Genomic DNA, 16,303 nt, shown 5'->3' on the forward strand with positions numbered 1-16,303 from the left:
ATGCGCGTACAGCATGTTCTACCGAAGTAAGTGCGGCCGGTGTGCGCCGTGACACCAGAGTCCACAGCCAACGCATTCGCGCGAACCGTTCGAACACTTACGCAAGAATGATCATTTACTTCAACCTTGTGCGCGTGGCGGGTGCGTGGGAAACTACACGCCAACCATCCCTGTCGCGAGGGACGTTGCCCGCAGTAGAGGGAGTCACGGATGACTACCGACTATTCACCACGCCCGAGCCGCACCCGAACCGGTACCGCCGCACCGGAACCGCTACCGAACACCCGGGCGCTGGCCGACGAACTCGTCTGCCATTTCCTCGAGAGCATGGTGTCGCGCCGGGCCGCACCCGACGACGAGACCGACGTCACCGCCGTCACGCGAGCCTGTCTCGGCGTGGCCGTCACCCTGCTCGACGGCGGGGAGATCACCGCCCCGGAGAACATCCGGCCGCTGAAATTCGCCGCCACCCGATGGGCCCGCCACGGCGTGCCCATCGAGATGATCAATCACGCGGTGCACGAAAGCTTTCAAGTCGGACTGGAATTGATCGCCGCGAGCGAGGCAGGCACCGACGCCGACAAATTGACGGTCGCGCGCAGCCTGGCCGCCGAGGTGCTCGACATCATCACCTCCACGATGTCGCTGGACTACATCAAAGAACTCCAGACGGTGATCGCCGAACATCGCAGGCCCCCGCCCGCACTCACCGCCGCGCTGCTCGGCGGGCACGACACCGCGACGATCACCCGGGAGAGCGGCGTCGAGGTCGCCCCGAGTTATGCGCTACTGGCAGTGCGGCTTCCGCAGCACGACGACGAACGCGCCGCGCCGAACACCCGGATCAACGCCCGGCGCACGCTGCGCCGCGTCCAGCTCGCGATCGCCGCCCAGTGTCCGCCGGGCACACTGTCGCTGCTCGATGTGCACGGTGGCATCGTGCTGATCCCGTCGTTCGCCGAGGCGGGCCTCGACGCCTTGCTGCCGCGCCTGTCGGCGGCCGCCGAGACACCCCTGATCGCCACCTGCGCCGAGGCGACCCCGCCGGACATCCCGCACACCGTCGATCACCTGCGTGAGCTGCTGAACCTGGCCCGGCAGCTGCGCTATCCGCCCGGGCTCTACCGTTTCGCCGATCTCGCGGTCGAATATCAGCTGACCCGGCCGTCGCCCGCGCGAGCGCAGCTGGGCTCCCTGCTCGACCCGCTCGACCCGCACCCGATGCTGATGGAGACCCTGCGCATCCACCTCGGCAACAAACTCAACCGCAGGCGCAGCGCCCGCCAGCTCAATGTGCACATGAACACCGTCGACTACCGGCTCAGGAAGATCACCGAACTGACCGGCTTCGACCTGTCGATCCCCGAAGGGGTCTGGCGGGCACAGTCGGCGCTCGTCGTGCGCAGCGCCGACACCGAACCGGTCTGACCGTCCGCTCAGGCGGATCTGTCCCGCTGGGTCGCGCGCTGCCGGGTGCGGGTGGCGGTGACCGGGTCGATGTCGGGCATGGACCACTGCGCCGAGAGCGCCAGGCTCGGTTCGCGACCGGATGCCACATGGCGATAGGCGATTTCGGCGGCGGCGTCCGGGTCGTTGGCGGCGATGGCGGCGTAGAGGTCCTCGTGTTCGTCGCACTGGATGCCCGGATCGCGCTCCTTGGTCAGGTGGAACAGCCAGCGCACCCGCGATTCCAGCGGCCGCAGCAGTGATTGCAGCAGCGGATTGCCCGAGACTTCGACGATCACCGCGTGGAAGCCGGCATTGGCCGCGGCGATGGCCGCCTCGTCACCGCGCGCGGTGGCCTGCCGGGCCGCGGTCAGCTGGGCACGCAGCGCGGCCAGATCGCCCGCGTCGGCGCGTTCGGCGGCCAGTCGCGCGGCCAGCACTTCGAGGCTCTCGCGCACGTCGAACAGATCGCGCACATCGGCGACGGTGAACGGGGCGACGATGGCGCCCTGCCGCGGCACGATGACGACCAGGCCCTCGCGTTCGAGCAGCTGCAATGCCTCGCGCAGCGGGATCCGCGAGATCGCCAGCTCGGTGGCGAGGTCGCGCTCGACCAGGCGCTGGCCCGGGCTCAGGCGCAGATCGATGATCCGGTCGCGAAGCTCCTCGTAGGCCTGATCCCGCAGCGATTTCTTCGCCGATTCCGACGTCACCGCACCGTCCTTCCCCTGCTGCACAGTTCCCACGGTAGCCCGGCCTGCGATGCGACCGTTTCTTACGTTTCGGTAATCCGCCCGTCATCTGCGGGCCGCAGGCTGACACTTAACGGTATACCGCTAAGCGAGCGGTTCGTTCGATCAAGGAGTTCCCCGTGCACAAGTCCACTCGGCGCGCGCTCGCCGTCGGCTCGGCCGCTCTCGCCGCCGCCGCCCTGTTGTCGGCCTGCGGATCCTCCGGCACCACCGCCGACGGCGGCAAGCTGAAGGTCGGCGTGTTCTTCCCCGGCTCGCTGTCGGACACCGGCTTCATGGAATCGGGCTACCTGGGCTATCAGCGCATCGCCGAACAGCTCGGCGACCGGGTGGAACTCAGCAAGGTCGAACAGGTCGCCGCCAGCGACTACCAGCAGGCCCTGGTCCGCTTCGCCACCACCAACGACCTGGTGATCTCCCTCGGCGGGCAGACCGACGCCGACGTGCGCAAGGTCGCCCCGCAGTTCCCGGAGGTGAAGTTCGTCGAGATCGGCGGCCCCGCCGACGCCGTGCCGCTGGCCAACCTCGCCTACTACGACCCGCAGCAGGCCGAGGCCGAATTCCTCAGCGGCGCGGTGGCCGCGGCGGGCAGCAAGAGCGGCGCGGTCGCCTTCGTCGGCGGTGTCGAGCTGCCCGCGATCGTCAACGCCGCCAACGCCTTCGGCAACGGCGCGCGCTTCGCCGCGCCGGAGGTGCAGGTGCTCACCCCGCAGTACGTCGGCGACTTCAACGACCCGGCCAAGGCCAAACAGGCCGCGCTGGCCGACTACGGTGCGGGGGCCGGCGTGCTGGGCCAGATCGTGAACCTGGGCAAGGCGGGCATGGAACAGGCCGCGACCCAGTCCAACGCCACCATGGTCGGCGGCCCGATCCCCGGTGACTGCACCAACCCGGTCTACCTGGGCTATGTGCACACCGACATCGGCGCCGAGGTGGAGTACGCGGTGCGGGCCGCCCTGGACAACACGTGGAAGGCCGAGAACGTGCAGTTCGGGCTCACCTCGCCCAACGAGGGCACCGATTTCGTGTTGTGCAGCAAGGATGCCGCGGTCGTCGACGCGCTGGCAAAGGCGAAGACCGCCCTGTCCACCGGCGCGGTCGAGCCGTACTGACGATCATGAGCACTCCGGCATTGACCCTGCGGGACGTGGGCAAGAGCTTCGGTGACGTACGCGCCCTGCACGGGGTGGACCTCACCGTCGAATCCGGCACCGTCCACTGCGTGCTCGGCGAGAACGGCGCGGGCAAATCGACCCTGTGCAATCTCGTCTTCGGCGGCTACCGGCCCGACACCGGACGAATGCTGCTGGGCGGCACCGAATTCCGGCCCGACTCCCCCGCCGCCGCGATGGCCGCCGGCGTGGCCATGGTGCACCAGCACTTCAGCCTGGTCACCACCATGACCGTCGGGGAGAACCTGCTGCTCACCCAGCACGGGCTGCGGATGCGGCGCGCCGAACTCACCGACCGGCTCGACGAGATCGCGCGCCGGTACCGCCTGCGGGTCGATCCGGAACAGCGGGTGGCGACCATGCCGGTCGGCGCGCGGCAGAAGGTCGAGATCGTCAAGGCGCTGCTACGCGATCCGGCGCTGATCCTGCTCGACGAGCCGACCGGGGTCCTCGATCCGGCCGAGATCGATGCGCTGATCGACACCTGCCGCGCGGTGGCCGCCGACGGCAAGGCGGTGGTGCTGGTGACGCACAAGCTCGGTGAGGTCGCCCGGGTGGCCGATGCCGCGACCGTGCTGCGCCGCGGCACGGTCGCCGGCGGCGGACGGATGTCGAACACCTCCATCGCGGGGTTGCTCACCGCCATGGTCGGGCGCACCGCGGCCGACCTCGACCCGACCGTGGCCGCCACCCTCGGCGTCGACACCGTGGCTCCCGCCCCGAAACGGGCAGCGGCCCAGGATGTTTCGGATCGCGCGCCGGTGCTGTCGGTGGACGGGCTCAGTCTGCGGCGGGCCGACGGCAGCACCGCGCTCGACGAGGTGCGCCTGCGGGTGCGTCCCGGCGAGATCGTCGGGATCGCCGGAGTCGAGGGCAACGGCCAGAGCGAACTGGTCGCGGTCCTCGCCGGCGGCGCCACCGCCGAACACGGCACCGTCACCCTCGACGGCACCGACATCACCACCGCCCGGCCCGCCACCCGCACCGCGCTCGGTCTCGGCGTGGTGCCCGAGGACCGGCACCGCGACGGCATGGTCGCCGACATGAGCATCGCCGAGAACCTCTTCCTCGGGCAGCTCGGCCGCTTCCGCCGGTTCGGGCTGCTCGACAAGCGGGCCATGACCCGCGCCGCCGAGGCCGAGCTGGCGCGTTTCGATGTGCGCGCGGCGGGACCGTGGGTGCGGATGGGCGCGCTCTCGGGCGGCAACCAGCAGAAGGTGGTACTGGCCCGCGAGCTCTCCGCGGCGAACCTGCGCTGTCTGGTGGCCGCGCAGCCGACCCGTGGATTGGACATCGGCGCCGTCGATTTCGTGCTCACCCAGCTGCGCCGCGCCGCCGCCGACGGATGCGGGGTGCTGGTGGTGTCGAGCGAGGTACCCGAACTGCTCGCCCTGTGCGATCGGGTCTTCGTCGCCTACCGCGGCGCCCTCACCGGCCCGGTGACGACGGCCGATCCCGCTGCGGCACAACAGATCAGCGAACTCATGATGGGGGTGTCGGCATGACCGCGACAACCGGCCTGCGCCGCCTGTTCGCGCACCCGTGGGTGCATCATCCGCTGGTGGTCGCCGTGGCGGCCGTGCTCGCCGCCGGTGTGGCCGGATTGATCCTGGCCGGCATCGCGGGTGCGGCGCCCGGCGCGACGATGACCGCGCTGTGGGACGGCATGTTCGGCAGCAACTACGCCGTCGGCGCCTCGCTCAATGTCGCGGCCACCCTGATGCTGGTGGCGGTCGGCTTCACCATCGCCCATCGCGCCGGTCTGGTGAACGTGGGCGGCGAGGGCCAGATCTGCGCGGGCGCCATCGCGGCCACCGCGATCGGCACCACCCTCACCGGCTTGCCCGCCGCGATCACTCTGCCCGCCGTGCTGCTCGGCGCAGCGGCCGCCGGCTGGCTGTGGGCGGCGATCGCGGCGTATCTGCGGGTCCGGCGCGGCACCAGCGAGATCATCACCACGCTGCTGCTCAACTTCGTCGGTCTGGCGCTGGTGCTGCTCGTGGTGCACGAGCCCGCGCTGCTGCGCCAGCCGGTGACCTCCTCGGAGACCCTGCCGCAGTCCGCGCCGCTGACACCGGCCGCGCACCTGCCGCTGCTGGGCATCGAACGTTCCCCCGCGACGATCGCACTCTGGATCGCGCTGGTCGCCGCGCTCGGCACCGCGATCCTGGTGCGCCGCACCGGACTCGGCACCCGGCTGCGCGCGGTCGGGCTCAACCCGGACGCGGCCGCGCGGCTCGGCCTGCCGGTCGGACGGCTGCGCTTCCTGAGCCTGTCGGCGGCGGGGGCGTGCTCCGGGGTGGCCGGTGGCCTGCTGGTGGCGACGGCACCGTTCGTGCTGGCCGAGGGCGTGTCCTCCGGCTACGGCTTCTCCGGGCTGGTCGTCGGCCTGCTGGCCCGCGGGTCGCTGGCCGCGGTGGTCGCGGTCTCGCTGCTGCTGGGTTTCCTGGTCTCCGGCGGGATCAATCTGCAGCTGGCCGCCGATGTGCCCGCCTCGACCATCGCGGTCGTCGAGTCGCTGATGATCGTGTTCATCGCCGGCGCCGCGATCTGGACCAGAACGGCCCGCCGGTCCGAACCGGCCGCGCGGGCGCGCGACGACGCGGCCGACAATTCCGATTCCCCCGACCTGGCAGGAGCGCCGCGATGAGCCTCGACACGGTCACCGACATCGCCACCAGCGGTATCGGTTTCACCCTGCCCATTCTCGTCGCCGCCAGCGGCGAACTGGTCAGCGAACGCGCCGGCGTGCTGAATCTGAGCCTGGAGGCGATGATGCTGACCGGCGCCTTCGCCGGGGTGCTCGGCGCGGTCGGCACCGGTTCGCCGGTGCTCGGCGCGCTCACCGCGGTACTGGCGGCGCTGATCTTCGGTGCGCTGCAAGCGATCTGGAGTATCCGGTTGCGCGCGGACCAGATCGTCGTCGGTATCGCGAGCAACGCGCTCGCCCTGGGCGCCACCACCTATGGCGCGCGGCTGCTGCTCGCCGACGGCAAGGGCCACCGCGTGCCCGGCTTCGACGCGCTGGAAATCCCACTGCTGCACCGCATCCCGGTACTCGGGCCCGCCCTGTTCGGGCAGACCGCGCTGGGCTATCTGTGCCTGCTCGTGGTCGCGGTGCTGGCGGTGGTGTTCTCCCGGCGGACCAAACTCGGCCTGGTCATCGACGCGATCGGCGAGGACGCCGTCGCCGCCGACCGCACCGGACTGTCCGTACGCGCCGTGCGTTACGGCTGTGTCCTGCTCGCCGCGTTCGCCGCCGGGCTCGGCGGCGCGCAACTGGCGCTGTCGGAAGTGCATTCCTTCAGCGACAACATGACCGGCGGCATCGGCTATCTGGCCGTGGTCGCGGTGATCGCGGGCCGCTGGCGCGCACTGGGCGTGATCTGGGCTTCGGTCTTCTTCGGCCTGGCCCAGGCGCTGCAATTCGCCCTGCCCGCGCTCGGGGTCGATGTGCCCTTCGCCCTGCTGGTGATGCTGCCCTACCTGATCGCGATCGTCGCCGTCAGCGGCCTGGTCGGCAACAGCCGCTCACCGCGCGACCTGACCGTCGCCTTCGCCCGCACGTCCTGACCCGCCCCTGCTCTCGAGGAGCCTCGTTGACTCTGATCCTGTCGCATTCCGATGTGGCCGCCGTGCTCGACCGCGCGGAGGTGCTCGCCGCGGTCGAACGCGCGCACACCGACCTCGCGCTGGGCACCGCGCTGGTCCCGGCACCTCCGGCGATGACGCTGGGCGGCGCCGCGTTCGTGCCGATGGTCGCCGCCGCCGAGACCGCGGGCGCGGCCGCGGTGAAACTGCTCGCCGACCTGCCGGCCAACCGCGAACGCGGCCTGCCGGTGCAGCGTTCGGTGATCGTGGTGACCTCCGCGGCCGACGGCGCCTGCGAGGCGCTGATCGACGGCCGCCTGGTCACCGCCGTCCGGACCGCCGCGGCGAGCGCGGTCGCCACGAAACACCTGTCCCGCCAGGACAGTTCGATTCTCGGACTGGTCGGGGCGGGTGGCCTGGCCGTCGAGCACACCCGCGCGATCGCCCGGGTGCGGGAGCTGCGGACGGTACTGGTGTGGTCGCGCACGGCCGCCACCGTCGAACGCTTCCGCGCCGCGGTCGACGACCTCGGCCTGGACGTGCGCGCACTGGCGTCGCCGGAGGCGGTGACCCGCGCGGCCGATGTGCTGTGCACGCTCACTCCGTCGCGCGAGCCCATCGTGCGCGGCGCGTGGTTCGGTGCGGGACTGCACGTCAACGCGGTCGGCGCCCCGCCGCGCGCCGATCACCGCGAGGTCGACGGCGTGGCGATGAGCCGGGCGCGAGTGGTCGTAGACTCGGTCGCGACCACGCTCACCAAGTCCGGTGACACGCTGCTGGCCCTCGCCGAGGGAGCGATCACCGAGGCGACGGTGGGCACCGAACTGGGCGAGGTGATCGCGGGCCGGGCCGCCGGGCGCGGCAGCGACCGCGAGATCACCCTGTTCAACTCGGTCGGGATCGGCCTGCAGGATCTGGCCACCGCCCGGCTGCTCATCGACAACGCACGCACCAACGGCATCGGAACGGAAGTGGATCTCAGCCAATGACCGCACTCACCGACATCGACCGCACCCATCTGCGTCGCGCCATCGAACTCGCCGGTCAGGCCTCGGCGCTCGGCGACCGTCCCTTCGGCGCCGTCGCCGTCGGCTCGGACGGCACCGTGCTGTCGGAGGGCGTGAACGCGGTCAACACCACCGGCGACGTCACCACCCACGCCGAACTCGTCGCGATCACCGTGGCGACCGCCGCGGGCAAGGCCGCGGCGCTGCGCGGGGCCACCGTCTACGCCAGCGGCGAGCCGTGCCCGATGTGCGCGGCGGCGATGGTGTGGGCGCAGGTCGGGCGGATCGTGTTCGCCGCGGCCGCCGCCGAGTTCGGGCAGATCCTGCCCGGCAGTCCGAGCTTCTCGCTCACCTGCGCCGAGATCGTCGCCGGTTCGACGCTGCCGGTCGAGGTCAGCGGACCGCATCTGGGCGAGGAAGCGCTCGCCGTCTTCCGCGCCGCAGTCGAGGGGTAACGGCTCACTTCACCGGTATCAGGTCCGGTTCCGGCAGGTCGCCCAGTTCCCGCTGCTCCTCGATCGCTTCGGGGGTGCCGGGGACCTGGGTGCCGCGCAGGGACACGCCCTTGGTCTCGATCAGGAAGAACGACGCGATCAGGCCGATCAGGCAGGCGCCGAACATGTAGTAGGCCGGGACGAGATGATCGCCGGTGGCGCCGATGACGGCCTCGTTGATCACCGGCGCGGTGCCGCCGAACATCGAGGTCGCCACGTTGTAACCGATCGCGACACCGGCGAAACGCACGATCGTCGGGAACATCGCCGGGAAGGTCGCCGAGATCGTCGCCAGCTGTGGCGCGTAGAGCAGTCCCAGGATCGCGAAGCCGATGATCGCGCCGGTCAGCGAGGTGCCGATCAGGTGATAGACGGGGATCACCGCGATCATCATCGCCGCGCAGGAGAACATCCACATCGGCCTGCGCCCGATCCGGTCCGACAGCGCACCCAGCAGCGGCAGCGTGAACAGCATGGCGGCCTGCCCGATCAGCGGGACCAGCAGCGCGTCGGACTCGGCCATGCCCAGTGCCGAGCCCAGGTAGGTCGGGGTGTAGCTCAGCAGCGAGTAGTTGACCACATTGAGCGCGATCACCAGGCCGAACAGGGTCAGCACCGGGCGCAGGTACCGGGTCAGCAGGTCGCGGTAGACCCCGACGGCCTTCTCGGTCTCGTCGTTGCGCTCGACCTCGCGGAAGACCGGGGTGTCCTCGACCCGGCTGCGCAGGTACATGCCGATCAGGCCGAGCGGTCCGGCGATCAGGAACGGGATGCGCCAACCCCACGAATGCATCGAGGTGTCGTCGAGCACATTCACCAGCAGCAGGGCCACCAGGTTGCCGAGGGTGAATCCGGCGAGCGTGCCGACTTCGAGGAAACTGCCATAGAATCCGCGCCGCCGATCGGGCGAATATTCGGCCATGAAAGTCGCCGCGCCACCGTATTCACCGCCGGCGGAAAGTCCTTGGATCATGCGCAGCAGATACAGCAGAATCGGCGCGGCGATACCGATCATCTCGAAACTCGGAATCAGCCCGACGGCCACGGTCGAACCGGCCATCAGAATGATCGTGGTCGCCAGTACCCGTTTGCGCCCGATCCGGTCGCCGAGCGGACCCCAGATCATCCCGCCGATGGGCCTGATCAGGAACGACAGCGCGAAACCGAGCAGCGTGTACACCATGCCGGAATCGCCGTCGCCAGGAAACAGGGATGTGGCGATATAGGTGGCCAGATAGGCGTAGACACCGTAGTCGAACCATTCGACCGCATTCCCGATCGCCGATGCACCGATGGCCCGGTGCAGCACCGATTTCGATTCCTGTGACATGCACAAACCTCTCGTCGTCGCCTCTTCGGGCTACCCGGGCGGTCGGCGAACAAAACGTTACGAGTCCGACAGGTACGCCGTGGTCCGCGCTGATCAGCCGAGCGCGTCGAGTTTCCCGGTCAGTACCGAACGCTCACGCTCGTTGCCGCACAGCCGCACGGCCGCGGTCAGCTCGGTGCGGGCCTCCGCGACCCGCCCGAGGCGGGTGAGCAGTTCCCCGCGCACACTCGGCAGCAGATGCGAGCTCGCCAGCGCTCCCCCGGCGACCAGCTCGTCGACGAGGGGTAGCGCCGCCGCCGGTCCGCTGGCCATCGACACCGCCACCGCCCGGTTCAGCTCCACCACCGGGGAGGGCGCCAGCCGGCCCAGCGCTTCGTAGAGCAACACCACCCGATCCCAGTTCGTCGCCTCCACCGAGGGCGCGACGGCATGGCACTCGGCGATCGCGGCTTGCAGCCCGTATGCGCCGAGCCCCCGCCCGACCTGTCCGGCCTTGACCAGCGCGGCCCGGCCACGCCGGATCGCCGAGCGGTCCCAGCGCCGCCGGTTCTGCTGTTCGAGCAGCACCGGCTCCCCGTCGGGACCGGTGCGCGCGGGAAACCGCGCCGCGGTCAGTTCCAGCAGTGCGAGCAGCCCGAAGACCTCGGGTTCGGTGGGCATCAACCGCGACAGCACCCGCGCGAGGCGCTGGGCCTCCCCGGCCAGATCGACGCGGATGAGATCGCGGCCGGTGCTGGCCGAGGAGCCCTCGGTGAAGATCAGGTAGATCACGCCGAGCACCGAGCTCAGCCGGGCAGTGCGCTCGGCCGCGGGCGGCACCTCGAAGGCGATCCGCGCCGCGCCGAGGGTCTTCTTCGCCCGGGTGATCCTGGCCTGCACGGTGGCGGTCGGCACCAGGCAGGCCCGGGCGATCTCGTCGCTGGTCAGACCACCCACCACCCGCAGGGTCAGTGCCAGGCGCGCCTCCCGGGAGAGCACCGGGTGGCAGGAGATGAAGATCAGCGCGAGCACGTCGTCGTCGATCTGATCCGGATCCCACAGCACCTCCTCGGCCGCCCGCACGGGATCGGCGGCCGGACCGCCGGTGAGGACGCCGCCCTCGCCGAGTCCGCCGGCCAGGGCGGCGTAGCGGTCGTCGAGGGCGGCACGGCGGCGGAACGCGTCGATCGCGCGCCGCCGCCCGACGGTGAGCAACCACCCGGCCGGATGCCGTGGCACGCCCTCGCGCGGCCAGGTCACCAGTGCCTCGGCGAGCGCCTCCTGCGCGAGATCCTCGGCCATGGCGAAGTCGCCGGTGTAGCGGGCGAGGGCGCCGACGATCCGGGCCGATTCGATGCGCCAGACGGCGACGACGGCTTCCCGGCCGGGGTGGTCGGTCATCGGTGCGCGGTTCAGAGCTGGCCGGTGGCCTCGCGCCAGGCCCGTTCCTTCTGGATCCAGATATTGTCCTGCGGGAATTCATCGATGCTGGACACCCGGCGGATCTCGGTCTTGGTACCGGCAGCGGCGTAGGGCATCCGCTTGGCCCACTCGACGGCCTCCTCCTTGGAGGCGACGTTGAGGATGTAGTACCCGCCGAACAGTTCCTTGGTCTCGCCGTAGGGCCCGTCGGTCACCACCGGGGTCTCCGAGGAGTAGTCGACGACCACGCCCTCGGCCGCGTCGTCGAGGCCCTCGGCGGCCACCAGCACCCCGGCATTGATCAGCTCGTCGTTGAACTTGCCCATGGTCTCGAGCATCTCGTCGAAGTCGACGTCGGCCATGGCGGCCCAGGCTTCGTCGGTCGAGCGCATGATCAGCATGTACTTCATGGTCTGTCTCCTCGGATCGGTGCGGACCCGACGGCCGGGCCCGGTGTTCATCCCTAGGTCGAACGGGCACCGGCACAGATCGACACCGGGCCGAATTCTTTTTTCGCGAGTTCCCGCAGCCTACGACGCGAACCCTCCACGGGCCCGGTGACCGGGACGAACGGCTTGTCGCCGGGGCTGTCGTGGTAGATGTCGAAGGGGCCCGTCCTACCCGGCGGGCCGTCACCGGACAAAAGGAGTCGATTCGTGGGCGCAGTCCTCGTCGAGCAGCGCGAGCATGTGCTGGTCATCGTCATCAACCGGCCGCAGGCCATGAATTCGGTCGATGCCGAGGTCAGTGCCGAGGTGGGCGCCGCGCTCGAGCAGGCCGAGGCCGATCCGGCGGTGCGCGCGGTGATCATCACCGGTGCCGGCGATCGCGCCTTCTGCGCGGGTGCCGACCTCAAGGCGCTCGGGCGTGGTGAGTCGATTCTGGCTCCCGGGCACGAGGAGTGGAACCTGGCCGGTTACGTGCGCCACCCGATCAGCAAGCCGACCATCGCCGCGGTGAACGGTTTCGCCCTCGGCGGCGGCACCGAACTCGTGCTCGCCAGCGACCTCGCCGTCGCCGCCGAGACCGCCACCTTCGGCCTGCCCGAGGTGGCGCGCGGCTTGTTCGCCGCCGCGGGTGGGGCGTTCCGGCTGCCCGAGCAGCTGCCGCGCAAGGTCGCCATGGAGATGATCCTGACCGGTGAGCCGATCACCGCGGCCCGCGCGCTGGAACTGGGCCTGATCAACCGGGTGGTGCCCGCCGATCAGGTGCTCGATACCGCGCTCGAGCTGGCGAACCGGATCGCCGCCAACGCCCCGCTGGCGGTGCAGGCCAGCAAGCGGGTGGCCCTGGGCCTGGTCGAGGGCAAGCTCGCCGACGACGCGTCCTGGGACCATAGCAACCGCGAGATCGTCGCGGTGGCCGCGACCGAGGACGTCCGCGAGGGCACCCTCGCCTTCGCCCAGAAGCGCAAGCCCGAATGGCAGGCGCGCTGAGCCGATGCGGATCCTGGTCCTCGGCGCCTCGGGTTTCGTCGGCGGCGCGTTGCACGCGCAGCTCGGCGCCCACCACGAGGTCGCCGGGACCAGCCGCCGCGGCGGGTCCGGCCTGACCGCGCTGGATCTCACCGACCACCGGGCTGTCCGCGAAACCCTCACGCGCGGTGTCGATCTGGTGATCCACACCGCGGGTGTCGTGGATCTCGCCGCCGCGCAACGCGATCCCGATGCCGCGCACGCGGCCAATGTCGCCCCGCTGCCCGCGCTGCTCGACGCCGTCGAGGCCGCTGGCGCGAAACTGGTGTACTTCTCGACCGACAATGTCTTCGACGGCACCCACGACCACTACGACGAAACCGCCACGCCCGCACCGATCAATGTCTACGGACATACGAAGGCCGCCGCCGAGCACCTGGTGCTGGCCGGCGGCCGCCACCTGGTGATCCGCCTGCCGCTGGTCTACGGCCGCAGCCCCCGCTCGGACAAGTTCCTGGCGCGGTTCTCGGCACCGTCGATCCAGGCCCGCACCGACATCGTGTCCAATCCGCTGTATCTGCCCTGGCTCGCGCCCGCCCTGCCGGCGCTGGCCGACGAATCCGGCGTGGTGCATCTGGCCGGCGCGGAGACGGTGAGTCGCTACGAACTCATGACCCGGGTCCGCGACCGGCTCGGCGCTCCCGCCCGGATCGTCGCGACCGATCGGGAATCCGCGCCGCCGGATTGCCCGCGCCCGCTGCGGCTGGTGCTGCGCAGTGTGCGCCACCGGCTGTGCGGCCCCGATGTCGGCACCGCGCTCGACGATCTCAGCGCGGGTCCAGCGCCTGCGCCCTGATCGCGGTGCCCATCCAGCGGCGCAGGTAGCGACGCAGGTCGTCCTCGTTACGCGGCGGATCGCCGGGCGAGAGGAAGAACGACTGCATGGTGCGCAGCACGTATTCGACCAGTTCGCGCAGCGCGGCCTCGTCGTATCCCGCGGCGGCCCAGTCGACGTCGAAGCGCCCGATCATGGTCATGCCGAAGGCCTGGGCCTCGTCGGAGGTGAGGCTGTCGGTGTGGGCGTTGCTGTAGGAACTCGACAGCAGGATGCCCAGGTGCGGAGTCCGGCGGACTTCGGTGAGGGTGTAGACGACCGCCTCGGTCATCGCCTCGGCCGGATCGCCGAGACCGCGCACGTGCGCGGCGAGCCGGTCGAGGAAATCATCGACCGAGGCCATGGCCGCCGCCGTCATCAGCGCGTCGGCGCTGGGGAAATACCGGTAGACGGTCTGCCGGATGACGCCGAGGGATTCCGCGACGTCGGCGATGCTGATCTCGGCCCCGGTGCGGCCGATGAGTTCGACTGCGGCACCGATGATCCGGCGCGAAGCCTCCGCATCGTCACCCGGCGGACTACCGCCCCACCCACGTCTACGCGCCATCGACTGGACGCTAGCACAACCGCAGGTCACAGCGAATTCCCCGAAAGTGATCATACACTCGAAGGGTCATTCGTATGATTGCCCTGATATCCCAGCAGCACTCCGCGCGCCCGACCGACGAGGTACACCACCGTGACCGACCTTCATGTCCGCAAAATGGACTTCGCCTTCTCCGACTACGACGTGCCGTTCCTGTGGAACCCGGCCAACCCCGCCTTCTCCTCGATGGCCAATGCCGTCTCCTTCCTGGCGATCGGCTTCGAGAAGATGATCGTGCAGCTCATCACCCAGGCGAAGCCGCAGATCACCGACCCCGAGGTGGCCGAGGAGGCCGACGCGTTCATGCGCCAGGAGGGCCAGCACTCCACCGCCCACCGGCAGCACGTGAAGGCGCTGATCCGCCGCTACCCCGGGTTGCAGCAGACCCTCGACGCGGTGATCGGCGAGTTCGACAAGCTCACCGCGAACACCCCGGTGAAGTACCGCTTGGCCTACACCGCCGACCTCGAGGCGACCTTCACCCCGGTCTTCAAGCTGATGCTCGACAACGACAAGACCCTGTTCGCCCCCGGCGACGACCGGGTGGCCTCGCTGTTCATCTGGCACTTCGTCGAGGAGGTCGAGCACCGCAGTTCGGCGCTGATCATCTTCAACTCGGTGGTGAACAGCGAGGTGTACCGGATGCGGGTGGCCGCCTCGATCTTCCGGCACGTGCTGCAGGTGATCCGGGTGGCCTGCGAGGGCTTCAACGAGCATGTGCCCCTCGAGGATCGGCAGGTCGACGCGCTGTCGATGTTCGCCAACTACCGCCGCGGCCAGACCCTGCGCCGCTGGCTGCCCGGCCTGAAGCCCGCCGACAACGGGACCATGCCGCGCGCCTTCGACGATCTGGGCCTGGGCGAACAGCTGGTCGCCCTGGGCGGCATCATCCGCAGCCAGATGCCCCGGCACAATCCCGCGCACGAGAATCTGCCCGCGCTCGCCGACGAGTGGTTCCGCCGCTACGACGAGGGCTACGACGTGACCCGGTGGTACACCGCCGATTCCGTGAACTCCTAGGAGCGCCACCATGGCAGAACACTGTTCGACCACCTTCGCCGAACTTGCCAACGAGCTCGGCTTCTCCTGCGAGGAAGCCGGCGGTCTCGTCGAATTCCGCAGTCCGTTCGCCCTGGAGAACTGGACCCTGCCGGTCCTGGAACTCACCATCATCGTGGGCGCCGTGCTGGCCCTGTGGTACGCGATCGTGCGGCTGCGCCGCCACGGCGACCCGACCAATCTGGTGCTGTGGTTCGGCGCGACGGCGTACCTGTTCATCATCGAACCGCCGCTGTACTTCCCGGCCGCGTTCGGCATCGAGGAACACGTCGACACGATGTTCGCGCACAACGTGTTCACCGTCGACTTCCTCTGGGGGCGCCTGCCCCTCTACATCGTCGCGATCTATCCGCTGATGGCGACGCTGGCCTTCGGCCTGGTCCGGATGCTGGGCATCTTCCGGCGCTACGGCGTGCTGATCGGCGCCACCTGTGTCGGTTTCGTGCACCACGCGTTCTACGAGATCTTCGATCACCTCGGCCCGCAGCTGCGCTGGTGGGAATGGACCGTCGACAACCCGATCAACCAGCCCATGTTCGACTCGGTGCCGATGGGCAGCGTGGTGGTCTTCGCGGCGCTGTGGCCGATGTCGCTGGCCTTCTGCGTGCAGTACTTCGTCGGCAGGCACGTCGACGCGGGCCGGCGGTTCACCGGTGTCGAATTGACCTGGCGCACCGTCGTCATCGGCCTGCTGGCCTCGGTGGGCACCTTCCTGCTCCCGCTGCCCGCGACCGTCATCGGCCTGGCGGGTGACACCGTGCGCGGCGTGGTCTACGCGCTGGAACTGGCGGTGCTGATCGTGGTCGGCGCGACGGTGATGGTCCGGCAGTGGCGGAGCCTGCGCGCCGGAACGGCGGAACCGGAGTACGTGGACCGGTTCGTGCAGATCTACAGCGTCGTGTATCTGGTCGTGTTCGCCGGCCTCTGGCTGGCCTCGCTGCCCGACTTCTTCGACGCCGTCGACGGCGAGACCGGCAACGGCGACCCGATCGGCAATCTCTGGTACACGATCGCCTGCTTCGCCGTCGCGATCCTGTCGGTGCTGGCCACGGTGACACTGCCGCGCACCCGGCCGAGCACCCCGGCGACGGAGGCGGCCGCCGTCACCGGGTAGCGCTCTCCCCCCACGCACTCGCCTCGCGCGCCACGATCGGC

16 protein-coding genes are annotated in these 16,303 nt (G+C 70.0%); 11 read left to right on the forward strand and 5 right to left on the reverse strand.

Annotation, left to right across the window (positions count from 1 at the left end; all coding sequences use genetic code 11):
- Window positions 1–210: 210 nt before the first annotated feature.
- Entirely contained in the window at window positions 211–1,428 is a 1,218-nt protein-coding gene (locus ACFXK0_RS17360; protein ID WP_379411353.1) for a PucR family transcriptional regulator, read from the forward strand.
- 8 nt (window positions 1,429–1,436) lie between these two features.
- Here the strand turns inward: ACFXK0_RS17360 and ACFXK0_RS17365 are convergent, their stop codons facing one another.
- Complete coding sequence (locus ACFXK0_RS17365; RefSeq protein WP_379411355.1) at window positions 1,437–2,183, reverse strand: GntR family transcriptional regulator; 747 nt, start codon at window positions 2,181–2,183, stop codon at window positions 1,437–1,439.
- Between the two features lie 134 nt (window positions 2,184–2,317).
- Here ACFXK0_RS17365 and ACFXK0_RS17370 point away from each other — a divergent pair, with 134 nt between their 5' ends.
- From ACFXK0_RS17370 to ACFXK0_RS17395, 6 genes are read left to right on the forward strand one after another with little or no spacing between them, the layout of a single operon-like run.
- On the forward strand, window positions 2,318–3,310 hold the full coding sequence (locus tag ACFXK0_RS17370) for a BMP family protein (protein WP_379411356.1): 993 nt from the start codon (window positions 2,318–2,320) through the stop codon (window positions 3,308–3,310).
- Window positions 3,311–3,315: 5 nt separating this feature from the next.
- On the forward strand, window positions 3,316–4,875 hold the full coding sequence (locus ACFXK0_RS17375; RefSeq protein ID WP_379411357.1) for an ABC transporter ATP-binding protein: 1,560 nt from the start codon (window positions 3,316–3,318) through the stop codon (window positions 4,873–4,875).
- Complete coding sequence (locus tag ACFXK0_RS17380) at window positions 4,872–6,020, forward strand: ABC transporter permease (RefSeq protein WP_379411358.1); 1,149 nt, start codon at window positions 4,872–4,874, stop codon at window positions 6,018–6,020. The genes ACFXK0_RS17375 and ACFXK0_RS17380 overlap by 4 nt, the downstream gene beginning before the upstream one ends.
- Window positions 6,017–6,943, forward strand: a complete 927-nt coding sequence (locus tag ACFXK0_RS17385) for an ABC transporter permease (protein ID WP_379411360.1) — start codon at window positions 6,017–6,019, stop codon at window positions 6,941–6,943. Before ACFXK0_RS17380 ends, ACFXK0_RS17385 begins: the two co-directional genes overlap by 4 nt.
- Window positions 6,944–6,969: 26 nt before the next feature.
- Complete coding sequence (locus ACFXK0_RS17390; RefSeq protein ID WP_379411361.1) at window positions 6,970–7,950, forward strand: ornithine cyclodeaminase family protein; 981 nt, start codon at window positions 6,970–6,972, stop codon at window positions 7,948–7,950.
- On the forward strand, window positions 7,947–8,423 hold the full coding sequence (locus tag ACFXK0_RS17395; RefSeq protein WP_379411363.1) for a nucleoside deaminase: 477 nt from the start codon (window positions 7,947–7,949) through the stop codon (window positions 8,421–8,423). The genes ACFXK0_RS17390 and ACFXK0_RS17395 overlap by 4 nt, the downstream gene beginning before the upstream one ends.
- 4 nt (window positions 8,424–8,427) lie before the next feature.
- Here the strand turns inward: ACFXK0_RS17395 and ACFXK0_RS17400 are convergent, their stop codons facing one another.
- The 3 genes from ACFXK0_RS17400 to ACFXK0_RS17410 form a co-directional block, all read right to left on the reverse strand.
- Window positions 8,428–9,792 (reverse strand): MFS transporter, encoded by a 1,365-nt coding sequence (locus tag ACFXK0_RS17400; RefSeq protein ID WP_379411364.1) that lies wholly within the window; start codon window positions 9,790–9,792, stop codon window positions 8,428–8,430.
- A 93-nt stretch (window positions 9,793–9,885) separates the two neighbouring features.
- Window positions 9,886–11,172, reverse strand: a complete 1,287-nt coding sequence (locus ACFXK0_RS17405; protein WP_379411366.1) for an RNA polymerase sigma factor — start codon at window positions 11,170–11,172, stop codon at window positions 9,886–9,888.
- Window positions 11,173–11,183: 11 nt separating this feature from the next.
- A complete protein-coding gene (locus ACFXK0_RS17410) occupies window positions 11,184–11,603 on the reverse strand; it encodes a YciI family protein (protein WP_379411367.1) in 420 nt (139 codons plus the stop codon).
- Window positions 11,604–11,849: 246 nt separating this feature from the next.
- Between ACFXK0_RS17410 and ACFXK0_RS17415 the strand changes: the two genes are divergently transcribed.
- Together ACFXK0_RS17415 and ACFXK0_RS17420 are read left to right on the forward strand one after the other, a co-directional pair.
- On the forward strand, window positions 11,850–12,629 hold the full coding sequence (locus tag ACFXK0_RS17415) for a crotonase/enoyl-CoA hydratase family protein (protein ID WP_379411369.1): 780 nt from the start codon (window positions 11,850–11,852) through the stop codon (window positions 12,627–12,629).
- Window positions 12,630–12,633: 4 nt separating this feature from the next.
- Window positions 12,634–13,464, forward strand: coding sequence for an SDR family oxidoreductase (locus ACFXK0_RS17420; protein WP_379411371.1), 831 nt, complete (start codon window positions 12,634–12,636; stop codon window positions 13,462–13,464).
- Here ACFXK0_RS17420 and ACFXK0_RS17425 read toward each other — a convergent pair.
- Entirely contained in the window at window positions 13,436–14,050 is a 615-nt protein-coding gene (locus ACFXK0_RS17425; RefSeq protein WP_379411372.1) for a TetR/AcrR family transcriptional regulator, read from the reverse strand. The two genes, ACFXK0_RS17420 and ACFXK0_RS17425, sit on opposite strands and share 29 nt — an antisense overlap.
- A 132-nt stretch (window positions 14,051–14,182) precedes the next feature.
- Here ACFXK0_RS17425 and ACFXK0_RS17430 point away from each other — a divergent pair, with 132 nt between their 5' ends.
- Window positions 14,183–15,109, forward strand: a complete 927-nt coding sequence (locus ACFXK0_RS17430) for a metal-dependent hydrolase (protein ID WP_379411374.1) — start codon at window positions 14,183–14,185, stop codon at window positions 15,107–15,109.
- Between the two features lie 10 nt (window positions 15,110–15,119).
- The gene (locus tag ACFXK0_RS17435) at window positions 15,120–16,262 is read left to right on the forward strand and encodes a hypothetical protein (protein ID WP_379411375.1); all 1,143 of its coding nucleotides are present in this window, start codon (window positions 15,120–15,122) and stop codon (window positions 16,260–16,262) included.
- Window positions 16,263–16,303 lie beyond the last annotated feature (41 nt).

The organism is Nocardia sp. NPDC059177 (assembly GCF_042755165.1).
Classification (GTDB): domain Bacteria; phylum Actinomycetota; class Actinomycetes; order Mycobacteriales; family Mycobacteriaceae; genus Nocardia.